Annotated in this window: 19 protein-coding genes; 17 read left to right on the plus strand and 2 right to left on the minus strand. The window is 39.1% G+C overall.

What is annotated here, in order from left to right; genetic code table 11:
* Nucleotides 1-4: 4 nt before the first annotated feature.
* Nucleotides 5-1000, minus strand: a complete 996-nt coding sequence (locus tag PHC85_00580) for a hypothetical protein (protein ID MDD5032603.1) — start codon at nucleotides 998-1000, stop codon at nucleotides 5-7.
* 401 nt (nucleotides 1001-1401) lie between these two features.
* On the opposite strand from PHC85_00580, the gene PHC85_00585 reads away from it, so the two are divergent.
* From PHC85_00585 to PHC85_00665, 17 genes are all read left to right on the plus strand, one after another.
* The gene (locus PHC85_00585) at nucleotides 1402-2025 is read left to right on the plus strand and encodes a hypothetical protein (protein ID MDD5032604.1); all 624 of its coding nucleotides are present in this window, start codon (nucleotides 1402-1404) and stop codon (nucleotides 2023-2025) included.
* Between the two features lies 1 nt (nucleotide 2026).
* The gene (locus PHC85_00590; GenBank protein MDD5032605.1) at nucleotides 2027-2743 is read left to right on the plus strand and encodes a class I SAM-dependent methyltransferase; all 717 of its coding nucleotides are present in this window, start codon (nucleotides 2027-2029) and stop codon (nucleotides 2741-2743) included.
* A gap of 6 nt (nucleotides 2744-2749) precedes the next feature.
* The gene (locus tag PHC85_00595; GenBank protein MDD5032606.1) at nucleotides 2750-4339 is read left to right on the plus strand and encodes an ATP-binding protein; all 1590 of its coding nucleotides are present in this window, start codon (nucleotides 2750-2752) and stop codon (nucleotides 4337-4339) included.
* A 13-nt stretch (nucleotides 4340-4352) separates the two neighbouring features.
* A complete protein-coding gene (gene aspS / locus PHC85_00600) occupies nucleotides 4353-5813 on the plus strand; it encodes an aspartate--tRNA ligase (GenBank protein MDD5032607.1) in 1461 nt (486 codons plus the stop codon).
* 129 nt (nucleotides 5814-5942) lie between these two features.
* The gene (locus tag PHC85_00605; GenBank protein MDD5032608.1) at nucleotides 5943-6404 is read left to right on the plus strand and encodes a hypothetical protein; all 462 of its coding nucleotides are present in this window, start codon (nucleotides 5943-5945) and stop codon (nucleotides 6402-6404) included.
* Between the two features lie 236 nt (nucleotides 6405-6640).
* Complete coding sequence (locus PHC85_00610; GenBank protein ID MDD5032609.1) at nucleotides 6641-6871, plus strand: DUF167 domain-containing protein; 231 nt, start codon at nucleotides 6641-6643, stop codon at nucleotides 6869-6871.
* A complete protein-coding gene (locus tag PHC85_00615; GenBank protein MDD5032610.1) occupies nucleotides 6858-7562 on the plus strand; it encodes a segregation/condensation protein A in 705 nt (234 codons plus the stop codon). The genes PHC85_00610 and PHC85_00615 overlap by 14 nt, the downstream gene beginning before the upstream one ends.
* 2 nt (nucleotides 7563-7564) lie before the next feature.
* Nucleotides 7565-8116 (plus strand): SMC-Scp complex subunit ScpB, encoded by a 552-nt coding sequence (locus tag PHC85_00620; GenBank protein ID MDD5032611.1) that lies wholly within the window; start codon nucleotides 7565-7567, stop codon nucleotides 8114-8116.
* The gene (locus PHC85_00625) at nucleotides 8088-8990 is read left to right on the plus strand and encodes a hypothetical protein (protein ID MDD5032612.1); all 903 of its coding nucleotides are present in this window, start codon (nucleotides 8088-8090) and stop codon (nucleotides 8988-8990) included. The genes PHC85_00620 and PHC85_00625 overlap by 29 nt, the downstream gene beginning before the upstream one ends.
* Nucleotides 8991-9050: 60 nt before the next feature.
* Nucleotides 9051-10109: a phospho-N-acetylmuramoyl-pentapeptide-transferase gene (locus tag PHC85_00630; protein MDD5032613.1), complete on the plus strand. Its 1059-nt coding sequence runs from the start codon at nucleotides 9051-9053 to the stop codon at nucleotides 10107-10109.
* Between the two features lie 36 nt (nucleotides 10110-10145).
* Entirely contained in the window at nucleotides 10146-11729 is a 1584-nt protein-coding gene (locus PHC85_00635) for an amidohydrolase family protein (GenBank protein MDD5032614.1), read from the plus strand.
* A 49-nt stretch (nucleotides 11730-11778) separates the two neighbouring features.
* Entirely contained in the window at nucleotides 11779-12903 is a 1125-nt protein-coding gene (locus PHC85_00640) for a putative peptidoglycan glycosyltransferase FtsW (protein MDD5032615.1), read from the plus strand.
* A gap of 3 nt (nucleotides 12904-12906) precedes the next feature.
* Complete coding sequence (gene murG / locus PHC85_00645) at nucleotides 12907-14037, plus strand: undecaprenyldiphospho-muramoylpentapeptide beta-N-acetylglucosaminyltransferase (GenBank protein ID MDD5032616.1); 1131 nt, start codon at nucleotides 12907-12909, stop codon at nucleotides 14035-14037.
* Nucleotides 14034-15461, plus strand: a complete 1428-nt coding sequence (gltX, locus tag PHC85_00650) for a glutamate--tRNA ligase (protein MDD5032617.1) — start codon at nucleotides 14034-14036, stop codon at nucleotides 15459-15461. The genes murG and gltX overlap by 4 nt, the downstream gene beginning before the upstream one ends.
* A 28-nt stretch (nucleotides 15462-15489) precedes the next feature.
* A complete protein-coding gene (locus tag PHC85_00655) occupies nucleotides 15490-16845 on the plus strand; it encodes a peptidoglycan DD-metalloendopeptidase family protein (protein ID MDD5032618.1) in 1356 nt (451 codons plus the stop codon).
* A 22-nt stretch (nucleotides 16846-16867) separates the two neighbouring features.
* On the plus strand, nucleotides 16868-17164 hold the full coding sequence (locus PHC85_00660; protein ID MDD5032619.1) for a hypothetical protein: 297 nt from the start codon (nucleotides 16868-16870) through the stop codon (nucleotides 17162-17164).
* A 162-nt stretch (nucleotides 17165-17326) separates the two neighbouring features.
* Entirely contained in the window at nucleotides 17327-18445 is a 1119-nt protein-coding gene (locus tag PHC85_00665) for a PD-(D/E)XK nuclease family protein (protein MDD5032620.1), read from the plus strand.
* On the opposite strand, the gene PHC85_00670 is transcribed toward PHC85_00665, so the two are convergent.
* Nucleotides 18432-18812: an S-adenosylmethionine decarboxylase gene (locus PHC85_00670; protein ID MDD5032621.1), complete on the minus strand. Its 381-nt coding sequence runs from the start codon at nucleotides 18810-18812 to the stop codon at nucleotides 18432-18434. The genes PHC85_00665 and PHC85_00670 overlap by 14 nt on opposite strands.
* Nucleotides 18813-18815: the final 3 nt, after the last annotated feature.

The following is an 18815-nucleotide window of genomic DNA, read 5'->3' on the forward strand; positions in this document are numbered from 1 at the left end:
TGTACTAAGAGTTTCTAATGAGCCACTCAGCTATTGCTTTAGAAATAGGTAGCCCTGTTAGCACTTCTATCCATTGCCACTGGCCAGCTGGGTTTATTTCCAAAAAAGTGAAATCACCATTTGGCTCTTTGATGAGATCAATTGCACCAAATACCAATTTATTTTTATTCATAAATATACGAATCTTTTCTTCGATATCAGAATCAAGCTTGCAAGGTCGGTGTGTTTCTTTAGAAAAATCAAATCGGCGATAATCTACTTTCATTCTTTCTACTGCTTGAGAATCAATCTCGCAAGGAAATAATTGAGAATCTACAACAGTTACTCGAACCTCTGTTTGTTTTTCAATATAATCTTGGAATTGTACCGGTGTATTACCAACAGAAAGCAGGAATTGTTCTTTCGAAAAATCTTCCTTTTCCAAAATATTGGTGAGAATGATTTTCCCAGTTTTTTCGCCATTTTCTTCTGGCCTGACAATTGTATTACTAGAAATCGGTTTTAGGGCGACCTTCTTTGAAAAATCAAGGTTTTGGATCAATACCTCTCCATCATTAGTATAGTGCGTTGTGGGCACTTTTAGACCTACTTCTAGCGCTAGTTTGTACTGAGCCAGTCGATGTTCTTGCAAGAAATGAACAATCCGTGGTTTATCCATCCATTTTGCATTGTTTAATGTAATCCACAGATTTTTCAAAAATCCGGCATATTCCGCCGCGCTGTAGATAAAAAGGTCTCGATTAACAGCACAACTCGGTGGCGGGTTTATTCTTGTACGACGATACCATACTGCTTTTACCTCTCTTGTGTCTAATACCGTACCTTCGTTAACGGATCTTATTGAACCGAAAAATTCTTTTCCTTTAACACCAAGTGTAATTTTATAATCATCAAAGATTGCATCTGTATTGAAACGAAAATACGGCGCGGAGGCATTTTTGAGATGATATTCAACCAATTCCGTATGAAGATCAGATTTTAAAGTTATTAAGAGTATCATTTGACCCTCCTGTTAAATTGTTTCCACATGAGCCTCTTGAAAGGCTCATGTGGTTTCTCTAATCGTCGTCACAACCAGAGGGTGGATCCACGGTGGTACAATCCCTGAAGGCGGTAGTACAAAAGATGTCCTGCCCCTTTTCGCTAACCCTCCTTCCTTTTACATCAACAATGAAAGGACTTTCAGCGAGTAGGAATCCTAACGGAACATCTAAGGCCAGAGTTGTTTTCACCTCTTTTCACCTCCTTTCTGTGCGGATTTTGGGTTTTCGAAGAACCCGAATTTCTGATTTAACGCTATAACGAGGCAGGTAAGTTGTCAACATCAAAGAATTTTTAATTTATACCTATATTTTGGTATAATACCGGTACATTTAAAACCAGATAAGGTTGGTTATTTTTATGATTTTCTTCAAAAAATTGTTTTTCAATCTAAGGTTTTTGCCTATCGATATAATACTTTTTTTAAGGGGAATTAAAATAATAATTCCAGATGATTTATTTCTTCTGGAAAAAATTTTTAAACTTCGAAAAGAAGTTTACGAAGAAAAAGGCTATCGGTCATTTGAGAATGGTTGTGAATTCTGGCAAGACGAATACGACAATAAAGCAATAAACGTTGGAGCATTTAAAAATGGAGAAGCCATGGGGGCCGTTAGAATTATTTTTCGCTGTAACCCGGGTTTTCCTGTTGAAAATTATTTTAATATTAAAGAAAAAATTCCAGAAAATTGCGCGGAAATTTCAAAGCTTGTCGTAAAAAATGGTTCTCGGGGAGGGAAAAGATCTATACTGATTGGGTTAATGAAAAAAGCGCTAGATTTAAGTTTTAAAAAAAGCCTTGACCATTGGATATTTTTTATGCCAAAAGGGCTAAGCGATTCTTTTAGAAAGATGAATATAAATTTTGAAGAGATGGAGATTTACCCCGATACTGAAGAGGAAATTTATAATAAAAAAGAAATGGAAGGTTATTTTAAACAAGACATAAAACCGTACACATTAAGCCTGAAAAATTTGATATAAAATGAAAAAAAATGAATTCAATTCAGAATTTTGGGAGAAATATTTTAAAGTATACGACATATTAAATCTTTGTATCCCCTATATAAAATTAAAAGAAGAATTTATAAAATATACTGACCCAAGAAGCAAAGACAAAATACTCGACGCGGGAGGAGGGACGGGGAACATTGGCATAGAATTATACAGAAAGGGCGCAGATGTCATTATTTTAGATTTTTCTAAAGAAGCGCTCGCTATTTGTAGACAAAAAGAAACAAATATAAAAACAATGCATGCTGATTTGTCCGAACCGTTACAATTTTCAGACAATTTTTTTGATAAAATAATATCCAATAATGTTCTCTATACGATCCCAAAAGAAAAACGGAATAAAATTTTTAAAGAGTTTAACAGAATATTAAAACCTGGGGGCAAAATAATTATTTCTAACATAAAAAAAGGGTTTAACCCTGCTGTTATATACAAAGAACATGTTTTCGATTCAATCTTTAAGGATGGTTTCTGCAAAACTTTTTCAATTATATTTAAAATGATATATCCAACCTTAAAGATGTTCTACTACAATAGTCTTATAAAGAAAGCGGAAAAGCATAATAAGTATTCTTTTTTGGAACAGTTTGATCAAGAAGCTTTATTAAAAAATAACCGTTTTAAAATTTTATTATCAAAGATAATTTATGCTAACCAAGCAGTGATAAGTGTCGCTGAAAAAATTTAATAAAATATGACGATAAGTTCTCTGTTTTTAATTTTATCAGGTATTTTTAATGCACTATTGGCACTCGCCGTACTTAGAAAAGGCGAGAATCCTCGTGTAAAAAAATTCTATGGGATACTCGCCGTGAATGTGATGCTTTGGTGTCTTTCTATTTTTCTTTTTAGAACCTTGGAAACTCCATTTTTTGTAATGGCTTGGGGAAGATTGGCTCATATAGCCGCTGTTGGAATAGCTTTTTCTCTTTTCTTTTTTTCTATACATTTCCCTTATACCAGAATTAAAAAAACAAAAATCCTATCCCTCCTTTTGCTTCTTCTTTCGTTATTGCTGATCTATTTATTAATTTTTTCTAATTTAATAATAGACGGATTTAAACAAACTGATGGAGATAATTATTACCAGATAGGATACTTGTATCTATCTTACAGCCTGTTTATAGCCGTTTTTTTCTTTATTTCATTTATAGAACTTTTTATAAAATTTTTAAAATCAAAAGGCATTGAAAAATTGCAAATAGAATTTATTTTTTTAGGTTTAGTCATAACCGGCGTTGTTGGCGTTACCGCTAATTTAATACTTCCTGGAATCGGTATCATAAAATATAACTGGTTGGGACCTATCGGCACATTTATAATGCTTTCTTTCTTTGCTTATGCAATACTTAAACATCATTTATTAAACATAAAAGTTATTGCCACTGAAATTTTCAGTATATTAATGGCCGTTATTTTGTTAATTGACGCCATTTTAACTGAAAATGCCACAAGCTTTATATTAAAATTTTCACTATTTATTGCTGTCGTTATTTCCGGTTTACTTTTAATCCGCAGCGTGACGGCGGAAATCCGAGCCAGGCAAAAAATCCAGGAGCTGGCGGAAAATCTAGAAGCTGCCAATGAAAAACTGAAACAGCTAGACCAAGAAAAATCGGATTTTCTATCTATCGCTTCTCATCAGCTAAGAACTCCGATGACGGTTATAAAAGGCTACGTTTCAATGATAAAAGAAGGAACTTTCGGCAAATTGACTCCGAACGCCGAGGAAGCGATTTCAAAAGTTTATATTTCAAACCAACGTCTTATAAAACTTATTGGCGATCTTTTGGATATTTCAAGAATAGAACGCGGAAAAATGAAATATGAGTTTTCCAAACAAAATATTCAAAAAATAGTGGAGGAATCCGTGGGAGAACTAAAATCTATTGCCGAAAGCAAGGGCCTGAAGATGAATTATAAAAAACCGAAAGAAAAAATACCGGAAATAACCATGGATGGAGATTATATAAAACAGGTGGTGATGAATCTTTTGGACAACGCGATAAAATACACGATTGACGGAGGAATCAGTATTGAACTTTCAGCGGCGCCAGAAAAAGTTATTTTAAAAATCAAAGACACAGGAGAAGGCATCTCCAATGAAGGTATGAAAAAATTATTTCAAAAATACGAAAGGGGGCTGAAAGAAGGTTCGCAAGGACTCGGAATGGGGCTTTTTGTTGCGAAAAAGATAATGGATGACCATAAAGGCAAAATTTGGGCGGAATCGGGAGGAGAGGGCAAGGGAAGCACTTTTATAGTGGAATTGCCGATATCTTGATATACTATCAACCATGGCTAGAAGTTGGATAAAAGACGCGATAAACAAAACAGGCGAACAGGTAACTCTTGCCGGCTGGGTCTGGAACAGGAGAGACCACGGCAAACTTATTTTTATTGACCTTATAGATACTGGAGGAGCGATTCTTCAGGTTGTTTTTGCGCCCGGAGCAAACGGGCTTCCGCCGGGCGCTGAAACTTTAAGAATAAACGACGTTATTGAAATAAACGGGAAGATGGCTGAAAGGCCTTCGAAAATGGTTAATCTCAACCTGGAAACGGGCAAAGTAGAATTTCAGGCGGAAGAACTTAAAATATTAAACAAAGCCAACCCTGCTCCCTTTGATATTACGGACAGCGGATACGAGATAAACGAAGAGACCCGGCTTAAATATCGTTATCTTGATTTACGCAGAATTCGGCTCCTTAAAAATCTGAAAGAACGGCATAAGACGATTGATTTTATGAGGAATTTTTTGAAAGAGCGCGGTTTTACGGAAGTGGAAACTCCGATGCTGACAAAATCAACTCCCGAAGGGGCGCGTGATTTTGTGGTGCCTTCACGGTTACACAAGGGAAAATTTTACGCTTTGCCCCAGGCGCCACAGCAGTTCAAACAGCTTTTAATGGTTGCCGGGCTGGAGAGATATTTTCAAGTAGCGAAGTGCATCAGAGATGAAGATACTCGCGCAGACAGACAGCCGGAATTTACCCAGCTGGATATTGAAATGTCTTTTGCAGACAGGGAAGCGGTAATGAAATTAAACGAAGAAATGATTATTGAAACCGCGCGCTCTCTTTTTCCGGAAAAAAGAATAAAAGAAATGCCGTTTCCTCGGATATCGTATAAAGAAGCAATGGAAAGATACGGCACAGACAGGCCGGATTTAAGAACTGATAAAAATAATCCAAACGAGCTCGCTTTTTGTTGGGTTATTGATTTTCCTTTTTTTGAAAAAACCGAAAATAAAGAGTGGACTTTTACGCACAATCCATTTTCAGCGGCGATGCCCGAATGGCACGATTCGCTTATGTCTAAAAAAGACATCGGAGAAATTATCGCGGCGCAATACGATATTGTTTTAAACGGGTTTGAGATAGGCGGAGGAAGCGTAAGAAATCACAGACCCGAAGCGCTTAAGAAAGTTTTTGAAATTTTAGGATATAACGACAAACAGATTCAGGAAAATTTCGGCCACATGCTTGAAGCGTTTTCTTACGGAGCGCCGCCGCACGCCGGAATTGCTTACGGAATGGACAGGTTGATAACAATACTTTTAAACGAACCGAACATACGCGAAGTTATAGCTTTTCCAAAAACCGGCGATGGCAGAGATTTGATGATGTCCGCGCCATCGGAAATAATGGCAGGACAGCTGAAAGAATTGGGGATAGCGATTGTAAAACCTAAAACAACGAAAGCGAAAACAACAAAAAAAGTAAAGTCCAAAAAACCGTCTAAAAAGAGGAAATAAATTATTAAAAACTTCTAGCAAAAAGCACCTATTTTAGGCGTTTTTTCTATTGACTTTTTCTTAAAAAAGTGCTAAAATTAATATTAGAAAATAATAAATTCTTTGTAAAAAACAAAAGGAGGGTTAGAAATGAAAAAGGCAATAATGGTTACGCTGATAATGGCGGTTGCTGCGGTGGTTACGATTTCGACAATTGGGATTGGGTTTGCACAAGATCGAGGCCCAGTCGGTGCAGCAGCACCCATGCCGACAACGCCAGTTGAATTTCTTTTTTACCTGTACAACCTGCCCGACAATCCTCGGGCAGTAAACTCTGTGCAAAATGAATCTCTAAAATTAAGAGCTGCCAAGACTCTAATCTTCAGTTACTCGTTGGCAAGAAAGGGTCTGCAATCCGGACATGTAGACCGGCAAAAACTGCAAGAAGCCCTTGATGAGATTAACGCGGCTTCGGGATTTTTTGCGGATAAGCAGTTTGGTAATGGCAACGGGGTGTGCGAGCCCGAAGAAATGAATCTTTTTAACCAAGCCATACCTAAAAATCCGGGGCTCACCGCGCTAATGCAGCTTATGGCGTCGGGTGCAAGGTAGTAAAATTCTTTCCCGCCGGTCCTTATTGGACCCGGCGGGATTTTTGTTTTTAAAACCATTGAGAGAAAATAGAAATTATGAGAAAATAAATATATGAAATCCCATTCAAAAGTCGGAAATAGGCAAGGGAAACCCGCATACCGAACGTCTTCCAGCTTTAAAGCAAGCTTCAAGGCGAGGAAAAACATTTTTATAGAAAAACCGAAAGGAGGACGGCCCATAAAAGGAGGCAAAAAATGACGCTTATTAAAGTAAAAGTTTTTCCTGGTTCCAAAAAAACGGCGATAACGCAAAAAGCCGAAGACTCTTTTGAGATAAAAGTGAAAGGGAAGGCGGAAAGAGGAGAAGCAAATAAAGAAGCATCGGCCGCTCTCGCGGCCTATTTGAATATTCCGGCAAAAACCATAAAAATAATAAAGGGGGCGAAAAGCCCCAATAAAATTTTTTCCATCCGTGTATCAAATTAAAATCAAACAATTTGAAGGACCGTTTGACCTGCTTTTGGAACTTATAGACAAAAAGAAACTTCCGGTAAACGAGGTGTCCTTGGCCGAAGTAAGCGACCAGTATTTAAATCATCTTAAATCACTGCCGGATTTCCCGACAAACGAAGTCGCTTCTTTTATAGTTATCGCTTCAACCCTTGTCCTTATAAAATCGCGTTCCTTGATGCCGTCTCTTGCGCTTTCTTCCGATGAAGAAACCGAGATCCGTGATCTTGAAGAAAGGCTCAGACTCTACAAAATTTACCGGGCGCTAGCCAAGGAACTTGAAAAAATATTCGGTAAACAGGTGATTTTCGCGAGAGAATCCATGCTCCAGACAGAAACTATCTTCGCGGAATCAAAAGATCTCTCACTTGAAAATATATTTATCGCCGCAAAAGAAATGCTGGCGCGCCTTCCTGAGAAGGAAAATAATTTTCCGAAAGCAATAGTCAAAAAAACGATAACCCTTGAGCAAAAAATACAAGAGATAAAGGAACGGCTGAACAAAAGAATTTCGTTTTGCTTTTCTGAAATCGCCAAAAATTCCTCGGGAGGAAAAGCTGATTTGATAATAAATTTTCTCGCTCTCCTTGAATTGACAAAAAGAGGCCTTATAATGGTAAAGCAAGACAAAGTTTTTGGAGAGATAGAAATCAATAAAACGAAATAAAAATGGAATTATCAAATCACATAGAAGCCCTGCTTTTTCTTTCGGGAGAACCGATAAAATTTTCGCGGCTTTCAAAAATTTTCGATAAAGACGAAAATGAAATAAAAAAAGCGGTGGAAGAGACAGAAGATCGTCTAAAAAATTCGGGAATAAGGCTGATGAGAAAAGACGATGAAATAATGCTCGCCACGTCTCCGGAATCTTCAAAATATTGCGAATTATTCGTTAAAGAAGAATTAAATAAAAATATCGGCCGCGCCGGATTGGAAACTTTGGCAATAATAATTTACAAAAACGAAGAGAAAGACGGCGGAGTTTCGCGTTCGGAAATCGACAATATCCGCGGAGTAAACTCGGGTTTTACTTTAAGAAATCTTATGATACGGGGTTTTATAGACAGAAAAATCAATCCGAAAGACAAAAGAAGTTTCGCGTATTCGCCGACAATAAAACTTTTCCAATACTTAGGGGTTTATAAAAAAATAGATCTGCCGGAATTTGAAACTATATTAAATCAAATGGAAAATGCATCCCAAGATACTGAAAATTTGTAGTCTTGTTTTCGCGGTCTGCGTTTCATCTTTTCTCGTTTTTGAAACAATAAAAAAGCCGGAAGGTATAAAATCAAACACTGCCAGATACGACGCTTTGGCCGCGGTGCCGCTTTCAGGTGAAATAAAATTTCCGGATTTCAATAATCTGGAAATTGAAGCGAAATCCGCCTGCGTTTTCGACGTCAGACAAAACAAATTTTTATTTGAGCTAGACAGCGATAAACAGCTGCCTTTGGCAAGCGTGGCAAAACTGATGACGGCACTTGTCGCAAAAGAGAATATTCTTCCGGAAACGCTTGTGGAAATTTCAAAGGAAGCGATGATGCAGGAAGGGGATTCCGGTTTTTCGATCGGAGAGATGTGGCGCCTCCCCGATATAATGAGTGTCATGCTTTTGTCTTCTTCAAACGACGCTGCTTTCGCTCTCGCCAGTGCCAAAAGAAACACTGTTGAACCGAGCGACGTCTTGTTCGTAAAAAAAATGAACGAAAAGGCGGCTGCGCTTAACCTGAGAAATACTTATTTTTTCAATTCAACGGGGCTGGACCTTTCAAAAGGATTTTCCGGAGCATACGGCACATGCCGCGACATAACTTTTTTGGCTGATTATTTATTAAATCAATATCCGGAACTTCTTGAAATCACCACAAAAGAAAAAGCGGTGATAAACAACAGAGAATTCCAAAACACGAATAAATTATTTTACGAATTGCCTCTTCTTCTGGGAAGCAAGACCGGTTACAGCGATTTGGCGGGAGGAAATCTCGTCATAATAACAGACACGGGGATAAACAATCCCGTAATAATAATCGTGCTCGGCTCAAGCTTTGATGGACGCTTTGAAGACGCGAAAAAGATATACGAAAGGCTGTAAAGTTTCTTTTAGCCACAGCTAAAGCTTTTTTCTTTTTCGATTTTGCGATATTCTTAAAGGATGGAAACCGGATTAAACATTCTTAAAGTTTTCGGCCTATCTGCTTTAAGCTTTTTTGTCGGCTTTTTTCTGACACCGATTCTGACTCATTATCTTTATAAATACAAAGCATGGAAAAAAAATGCCAGAGACAAAGCGTTAAGCGGGGAAGAAGCGGTAGTTTTTAAAAAATTTCATCAAGAAAAAGAAGTAAGCACCCCTCGCATGGGAGGAATTTTAATATGGGGAAGCACTCTTTTGGTTTCTCTGTTTTTTTGGCTGATTTGGCAAGTTTTGCCTTCTGTTTTTACCGAAAAAATCAATTTCTTAAGCAGAGCGCAAACATGGCTGCCGCTTTTTGCTCTTATCTCAGCGTCAGTTATCGGACTTGTTGACGATATTTTTCAGGTTAAAGGCAAAGGTTCTTATATTGGGGGAGGATTAAGCCTAAAAAAAAGGCTTTTACTCGTGGCGCTAATAGGGCTTATCGGCGGAGTCTGGTTTTACGCTAAACTCGGCGCGGATACTCTCAATATCCCCTTTGTTGGAGAATTTCAAATCGGGTGGCTCCTCGTGCCGTTTTTTATTTTAGTAATGCTCGCAACTTTCAGCGGAGGAGTGATAGACGGGCTGGACGGACTTGCCGGCGGAGTTTTTGCTTCAATCTTTGCCGCCTACGCAGGTATCGCTTTTTTCCAAAATCAAATAGATTTGGCGGCTTTTTGCGCGGTTCTAACCGGAGCGATTCTGGCTTTTCTTTGGTTCAACATACCTCCGGCAAGATTTTATATGGGAGAAACGGGAACACTCGGACTTACGGCTTGCCTTACAACGATAGCATTTCTTACGGATTCGGTTTTGGTCTTGCCGGTCATCGCTTTTCCCCTAGTTGCAGCCTCAGGATCCGCCATAATACAAATCCTTTCAAAACGATTTTTTCACAAAAAAGTTTTTATAGCCGCACCGATACATCATCATTTTGAAGCAAAAAACTGGCCTTCATATAAAGTAACGATGCGTTTTTGGGTCATAGGCGTGGTTTTTGCTATAATAGGAATGGTAGCGGCGCTCATAGGATAAATTTAAATTATTCATAAATTTTTAAAATTTTAGCACATGGCTCACGACGTAATAATTAAAAATGGAATAATATTTGACGGCACCGGAGCTATTCCCGTACGCGCGGATCTCGCCATAGACAACGGTAAAGTAAACGACGTGGGGAATTATAAAAACGACAATGCCGCGGTTGTAATTGACGCGTCCAATTTATATATAATGCCTGGATTCATAGACATCACGAACCATTCCGACACTCATTGGACAATATTTTCACAACCCAAGCAGGAAAGTTTATTAAGGCAGGGAATAACCACAATAATAGGAGGGCACGGCGGAGTTTCTTTGGCGCCTTTTCTTAATTCCGAGATGCTTGATGGTCTAAACAGGTGGGTTGATACTTCAGAAATAAACATAAATTGGCAGACCGTAAAAGAATTTTTGGAGTCGGCACAAAAAATAAAAATTCCGCTGAATTTCGGAACTTTCGTGGGCCACGAAACTTTACGCGCCAGCATTCTTAAAGGAGAAGTCCGCGCCGCAAGCAAAAAAGAACTAAGCGAAATGCTAAACCTTTTAGACAACGCGCTTAAAGAAGGGGCTTTCGGATTAACCACGAATTTAGGAATTCCTCAGGGTCAAGCGGCTTCGGATGAAGAAATAAAATCGCTTTTCGCCATGACCGCGCGCCATAAACTGCTTACTTCGCACCATTTGGAAAACGAGGGGAAAAACATGCTTCCTTCAATTTCCCGTCTCATAAATTTTTTAAGAACTTCCGGAGCGAAAGGTCATATAGCTCACTTAAAAGCCATAGGCCGCAGCGCTTGGGAAAGTTTTCCGAACGCGCTAAACATGATAGAACTGGCATCAAAAGAAGGGGTTACTTTAAGCTGTGATTTTTTTCCTTACACGCGGACAGGATCCAATCTTATGAGTCTGCTTCCAAGCTGGGCATTGGCGGAAAAGAAAGAAATAATAATGGGTCTTCTTAACGACGAAGAGTCCAAACGGCATATTTTGGAATATCTGGAAACTTTAACTCTCCATTACGACAGAATAACCATTGCTTCCGCCAGCCGAGATTTTAGCATTGTCGGCAAAACAATAAACAAAATAAGCGAAGACTCGGGTTTGAGCTGCGGAGAGGTTGTACTAAAACTTCTCGAAACCAACGAGTTGCGCGTTTCTATTTTTAACGAAGTTATCTCTCCGGAAAATATAAAAGATCTGGCGAAAAAACCTTATTCCATGATATCAACGGACGGCGTCGGCTACGAAATAGAAAAAATACAAAACCAAAAAGACATGCCGCATCCCCGGTCATTTGGTTCATTTCCGAAAGTTTTTGACTGGCTGGTCAAGGAAGAAGGAATACTCACATGGGAATCGGCTGTAAGGAAAATGACTTCGCTTCCGGCGGAAACCTTGGGAATTAAAGACAGAGGAGTTCTTAGAAAAGGGTACTGGGCCGACGTGGTTGTTATTGACCCTCAAAAAATAAAAGGAGAATCCGATTACAATAATCCGTTTAAATACGCCGATGGAACACAGTATGTATTCGTAAACGGCTCTTTGGTTTTAGCGGAAAATAAATTGGCGGAAAATTACGGAGGAACAATTTTAAAAAGCAACGATTAGCCATTTCCCAATTTTCTCCCCCTAAAGCGCGGTTAAATTTCTGTTTACAATGGCATACGCAAGAAAATATGACCGGGCTTTTTTGATAACCATTGTATTTTTGGTTCTTTTCGGTTTTTTCGAATTGTCGTCCGCTTCTTTGGGGCTGACGGCCAGGGGAGACAAAAATTCGTATATAATTCTTTTTAAACAAATGGCGATCGGAGGCGCGGGATTTTTTCTGTTTTTTCTGTGTTCAAAAATACCTTACAAAAAATGGAAAACTTTCGCGATTCCTATTTTTATAGCAAGTTTTCTTCTTACTCTTTTGGTTCTTGAAAATAAATTCGGATTAAGCTCTTCGCACGGAGGAGCTAAAAGGTGGCTTAATATCGGCCCGTTCACGTTACAGCCGTCCGAGTTTCTAAAATTGGCTTTTGTGATTTATCTGAGCTCATGGCTGTCGCGGCGGCAAAATGAAATAGGCTCTTTCAAGACAGGGGTGCTTCCTTTTCTTGTCATGGCTGGTTTTGTTTCCGCCGCACTGATATTGCAACCGGACTTCGGAACATTGGGAATAATATTGATTACGGCGGCTATTCTGTTTTTTTTGGCCGGCGCAAAATGGAAACACATGGCGCTGATATTTGTTCTTGGTCCGGCTCTTGTGATAGGTCTTGCTTATGGCAGCTCTCATTTTTCCTGCCTTAAGGATTTTTCTCATCTTAAAAAACGAATAGATATATTTTTAAATCCGTCAAAAGACACCCAAGATTCCGGTTATCAATTATACCAGATGAAAACCGCAATCGGCTCCGGAGGAATATTCGGAAAAGGTTTCGGCGATGGCACTTCAAAATTCAATTTTCTTCCGGAACCGATAGGGGATTCTATTTTCGCGGTTATCGGCGAAGAATTCGGTTTTATCGGAACCTTATTTCTCTCGGGATTGTTTGTTTTTCTGTTTCTAAAATGTATAAGAATATCAATAAGAGCGCCGGATTCTTTCGGTAGACTATTGGCCGCCGGTCTTGGTATAATAATAGTCATACAGGCGTTCATAAACATGTACGCCTCAGTTGGACTTATCCCCCTCACGGGTGTGCCTTTAACATTCATTTCCCAAGGCGGCTCGGCTCTTATTTTTAATCTGGCCGAAGCGGGAATAATATTTAATATTTCAAATAACTGTTAATTTATGAAAATTCTTTTAACCGGAGGAGGAACTGGCGGTCATTTTTACCCGATTATTTCCGTCTGCGAAGCAATTTTTGACCTTTGCGAAGAAGAACGAATAATTCATCCCAGGCTTATTTTCATGTCCGACTCAATCTACGACAAAGAAATTGTCACACAGATGGGGATTTCTTTTAAAAAGGTTCGGGCGGGAAAAATCCGAAGATATTTTTCTATTTTGAATATCTTGGATATATTCAAAACCTTTTTGGGTGCGGCAAAAGCTTTGTTTTTGGTTTATTCGGAAATGCCCGATGTAATTTTTGCCAAGGGAGGTTATTCCAGTTTTCCGGCCCTTCTCGCCGGACGAATTCTTGGAATTCCTATTTTTCTGCACGAATCCGACGCAATACCCGGTAAAGTAAATTCATGGTTTGGAAAATCAGCAAAAAGAATTGCCATCTCTTTTGAAGAAGCGGGAAAATATTTTTCAAAAGAAAAGACAGCATTCACTGGCGTGCCTATAAGAAAAGAAATAACGGGTCGTACTCCCGAAGAAGGAAGGGAAGCGTTTAGTCTGGAGAACGGAATAAAAACAATCCTTGTTTTGGGAGGGTCTCAGGGCTCGCAAAATATAAACGATACTCTTTTAAACGGGATTGAAGAGCTTTTAAAAACCTATCAGATAATTCACCAATGCGGCCAGAAAAACGAAACGGAGGTCAGGTCCCGAAGCGAAGTAATCCTTGATAAATCACAATTCAAAAGCAGGTATCACCTGAAGGGTTTTATGAACGCCGGAGAAATAAGGAACGCTTCAAGCTGCGCAGATTTGGTAGTTTCAAGAGCGGGAGCAACGGCCATTTATGAAATTGCGGCATGGGGAACTCCTTCAATTATGATTCCCCTTAAAAACTCCGCGCAAAACCATCAAAAAGCGAATGCGTACGAATATTCAAAGAAAGGAGCGGCGGAAGTGGTTGAAGAAAGCAATCTGTCGCCTCATGTGCTTATTTCGGAAATAAACAGAATTTTTTCTTCCCCCGAAGCATCAATCAAAATGGCCGATTCGGCAAAGAAATTTTCCAAGCCGGAGGCCGCCAGAAAAATAGCCCAGGAAATAATAAATTTAGCGCTTGAGCATTCAGCATGATATTCAATTTTTTAAAAAATAAGGGTAAAAATCCGCGGGTCCGTTTCGCGCCAAGCCCAACAGGGCCTTTTCACGTAGGCGGCGCAAGAACCGCGCTTTTTAACTATTTATTCGCGAAAAAAAACGGAGGTGAATTCGTATTACGAATAGAAGACACGGACGCGGAGAGATCCGACAAAAGGTTTGAGAAAGATATCGTCGATGGGTTGAATTGGCTGGGAATAAAATCGGATGAATTCTGCAGGCAAAGCGAGAGAACGGATATTTACGAAAAGTATCTGAAAAAAATAATTTCCGGAAGGGAAGCGTTTTGGTGCCATCACACGAGAGAGGAGCTCGCGGAAGAAAAGACAAGACAAATGGAAAACAAAGAGCCTCCAAGGCATGTATGCGAACATAAAAACGAAAAAGAAAACAAAACAGGAGGAATAATAAGATTAAAGGGTTCCGACAAAAAGATAAAGTTCCACGATTTGATAAGAGGCGACATTGAGTTTGATTTGTCGCTTTTGGGAGATATCGCAATCGCGAAAGACGAACGAACCCCATTGTATAATTTCGCGGTTGTAGTCGACGATAACGAAATGGGAATAACACACGTAATACGCGGAGAAGACCATATTTCAAATACCCCAAAACAAATGATTATCCAAAAAGCGCTTGGCATAGAGAGCCCGCTATACGCCCACATACCCATGATTCTTGGAACGGACAGGTCAAAGCTTTCAAAACGCCACGGCGCCACTTCCGTAAACGAATACCAAAGACTGGGATATCTGGCCGATGCTTTCATAAATTTTATGGTGATGCTTGGATGGAATCCCGGCGACGAAAAGGAAATAATGGACAAAGAAGAAATCACTAAAAAATTCTCTTTAGAGAAAATACAGAAAGGCGGCGCCGTATTTAATATTGAGAAATTAAACTGGTTCAACAAAGAATACGTAAAAAAGATGCCCGCGGCAGAACTCGCGAAAACGGCCGCGGAATTTATGCCGGAAGAAGTGAAAGAAAAAATAAAAGAAAACTTCGCCTATTGGGAAAAAATTATGGAAATGGAAAAAACAAGAATTACGGTTTTTTCAGAAGTAAAAGAAAATACAGGCTACTTTTTCGTAAACCCGAGTTTTCCTAAATCGCTTTTGGTTTGGGAAGACGACAAACCCGAAACCGCCAAAGAACACGTCAATAAAATTATAGAATCGCTGTCCTCCTTAAAATCGGCCGATTTCAGCAAAGAAAGCGTGAAAGGGGCAATATGGGCATATGCCGAAGAAAAAGGCAGGGGAAGCGTCTTATGGCCCTTCAGGGTGGCATTAACAGGGTTAGCAAAATCTCCTGACCCTTTCGGGATTGCGGAAATCCTCGGGAAAGACGAAACTTTATCCCGTCTTAACCACGCAAAACTTATTTTGCATGGCTGATAATATATAAAAAAACGTCATCTTAAAAATGATAAAAAAGTTATCAACGTTTGCTTTTTTAATTATCGCGGCCGAATTTGCAAATTCGGTTTGTCCTGTTTTTTCCGCGCTCGCCCAGGAAGAAAAAGTGGTTGAAATACAATCGCAGATAGAACAAAAAAATCAGGAAATCAAAAAAATCGAAGAAGAAATAAGCGGCTACAAAAAAGAGATAGATAAAACCGCAGAGGAAGCGAAAACTTTAAAAAACGAAGTTTCAAAATTGACGAAAACGGGAAACAAGCTCAACGCTGAAATAAACTTAACCGCCAAGCAGATAGAAAACACCAATCTTCTTATAGAAAAACTGGATATTGATATCCAAGGCAAGACCAAAGACATGGGGAACGCGAAAAATTCCCTGGCAGAAATACTTAGAAAATTAAACGAGGAAGAATCGAAGACTCTTGTGGAAATACTTCTTGCCGAAGGCGATATTTCGGATTTCTTCAGCAACTTGGAAAGCATGGAATATCTGCAGAAAGACATAAACGATCGTCTTGAAAATCTAAGAATGATAAAATACGGTCTTGAAAAAGACCAGGATTCAAAAGAATCGGAAAAATCAAACCTGGAAAATTTACAGGATAATTTAAGCGACCAGAAAAAAATAGTGCAGACAAACAAAAAACAAAAAGATACATTGCTAGTGCAGACAAAAAACAAAGAAGAAAATTATAAAAAAATTCTTGAAGAGAAGACTAAGCAGAAAAAACTTTTTTTGGACGAGTTAGCCAACCTTGAAGCTGCGCTTCAAATTGAAATAGACCCCGGAAGAATTCCTCTTCCGGGAACAGGAATTCTTGGATGGCCGTTTGAAAACGCTTCTTTAAACGAATGCACCAGGGGAAGCAAATCAAGCCCTGGTTCTGTCAATTGTATAACTCAATTTTTCGGAAATACTCCTTTTGCCACTCAAAACCCCCAGGTTTACGGAGGAACAGGTCATAATGGGATAGATTTCAGAGCTTACACGGGGACAAAAGTTCTTGCTTCGGCGCAAGGGGTAGTGGAAGAAACCGGCAATACCGACGAAATACCTGGATGTTATTCTTATGGCAAATGGGTGCTTATAAGGCACAATAACGGCCTTTCAACGCTTTACGCTCATCTTTCGCTAATAAAGGTCTCTGAAGGCGAACAAGTGGTTAGGGGACAAACAATTGGATATTCAGGAGAAACCGGCTACGCTACTGGACCACACTTACACTATACTGTCTATGCCACACAAGGAGTGCAGGTTGTAAGACTTGGCGACATAAAAAAATCCAAAACTCCATGCTCAAACGCGCGCATGCCTATAGCCGATAAAAAAGCATACTTGAATCCTTTGTCATATTTATAAATATCTTTTATAATTATAAATCATGAACCCAGACGCAGGTTTTATAAAACTTCTGATAATCATAATCATAGCGGTACTCATATTAAGCGCGTTTAACATCGATTTAAGAGGCTTTTTGACAAGCGATGAGGTAAAAGGCAACTTTTCATTTCTGTGGCAGAGCGTTAAAGACATCTGGAACGGCTACTTAATAAACCCGGCCAATTTTGTTTGGAGCATTTTTTACAACTATATCTGGGTATCTTTTATGGATAATATGGAACGGATAAAAGGAGGAGAGCAGCCAAAGTTCATTGAAGAAGCGCCGGTGTATCAATAAAAACAAAACGAATAAAAAATAAAAAAAGAGCGGGGAATAAGGCTGTTGGGAAACGGTCTTATTTTTAAATGCTTCATGTCGCAAAAGGTATATTGTGCGTCGTTATATATTTTGGAAAATAAAGGTTTTTGTATTATCCCCCATCGGTAGTAAAATACCTTTATGAGAATATCCTACTCATCTCTTGAAACCTACAAATCTTGTCCCAAAAAATTTAAATATCAGGAACTGGACAAGATAAAAGTTCCTAAATCAATTGAAGCCGCGTTCGGAACAGCGGTGCATTCGGCTCTTAAAAAGATGTTTGAAAGAACCCCCCTCTACCCCACTCTCGACGAAATCTCGGGTTTTTTCATTGACGCGTGGAAAGAGAAATTACTGAAAATAAATCCGGAAAAAGTATCCGAGAGCGCGCAAAAAGCGTACACGGAAGAAGGCCTTGTTCTTCTAAAAAATTTCTACAAGAAAAATCCTCCCTGGAATTTTAATGCCGTGGAACTTGAATCGAGGTTTGAAACAGTTCTTGAAGATTCTAAAACCGGCGAAAGACATACTTTGTCCGGAATAATAGACAGAATAGACAAATCGCCGGAATCGGACGCGTATGAAATAATTGATTACAAAACTTCCAAAAAAATGCCTTCTCAGGAATCCCTTGATAAAAATCTTCAGCTCTCCATATACGGGTTGGGGCTTCTCCAAAAATGGCCCCGCCTTAAACCGGAGAATATAAAACTTTCTCTCTACTTCCTTCCGCACAACGAAAAAACCGAAACAAGAAGGACGACTGAACAGCTCGCGAAGACAAAGACAGCAATACTTGAAACGATAAACGAGATACAAGAGCTTATAAAAGACAACAAAGAATTCATTCCCCTCCCTTCCGGATTATGCGGCTGGTGCGGATACAAAAAAATGTGCCCGATGTGGAGGCACTTATATAAAGAGCAAAGTGAAAAACAAAAAACCAAAAGCGAGATAGAGCAAGCGATAGACGAATATTTTGAACTGAAAGACGAAACCTTAAAAAACAACAGAAAGCTGAAAGCAATACAGGCAGACGTAATAAAATTTATGAACCAAGAAAAAGTGGAGCGCGTTTTCGGCGGGCCGGGATATCTTACGCGTCTTATTCAGGAAAGAACGAGTGTTGATTCCGCCAAGGCCAAAAAAATTCTTGAAGAAATAAACCGGCTTGAAGAAGTTATTATCAAAAAAACTTTTACGACGCTTAAAGCCAGCAAGAAAAAAATTTCGAAACCCGATACTACTTCCTTATAATCAATCTCTTTTTAAACTTTTTGGCGCCGAAAAATTTCGCGGCGTATCTTGCCGCTTTGTCCGGATCAAAACTTTTGCAGGAAAAAATATCCAGATATGCCGAATTATACAAATCCGAAAAATGACCGACTATGGAGCTGGTTTCTATAAGCTGCACCAGAGAAAAACCGGCTGTTTTCGGGCTGCCATGCCCGAAATTGGGGATAAACGCCTTGCCGTATTTCTTCATTTTTATTTCCGCACAAATACCATCTATAAATTCTTTTATCTTTTTCTTTGAACGGATGGTTTCGGGGTTGCACCCGTAGAGATCAAGATTGAGTTCAAGCCCGTAATCATCTTTGTTGAACGTTTTTTTCTTTTCCATTTT

It is taken from the genome of Candidatus Paceibacterota bacterium (assembly GCA_028711505.1).
Taxonomy (GTDB): Bacteria; Patescibacteriota; Minisyncoccia; order JAHISW01; family Tagabacteraceae; genus JAQTSC01.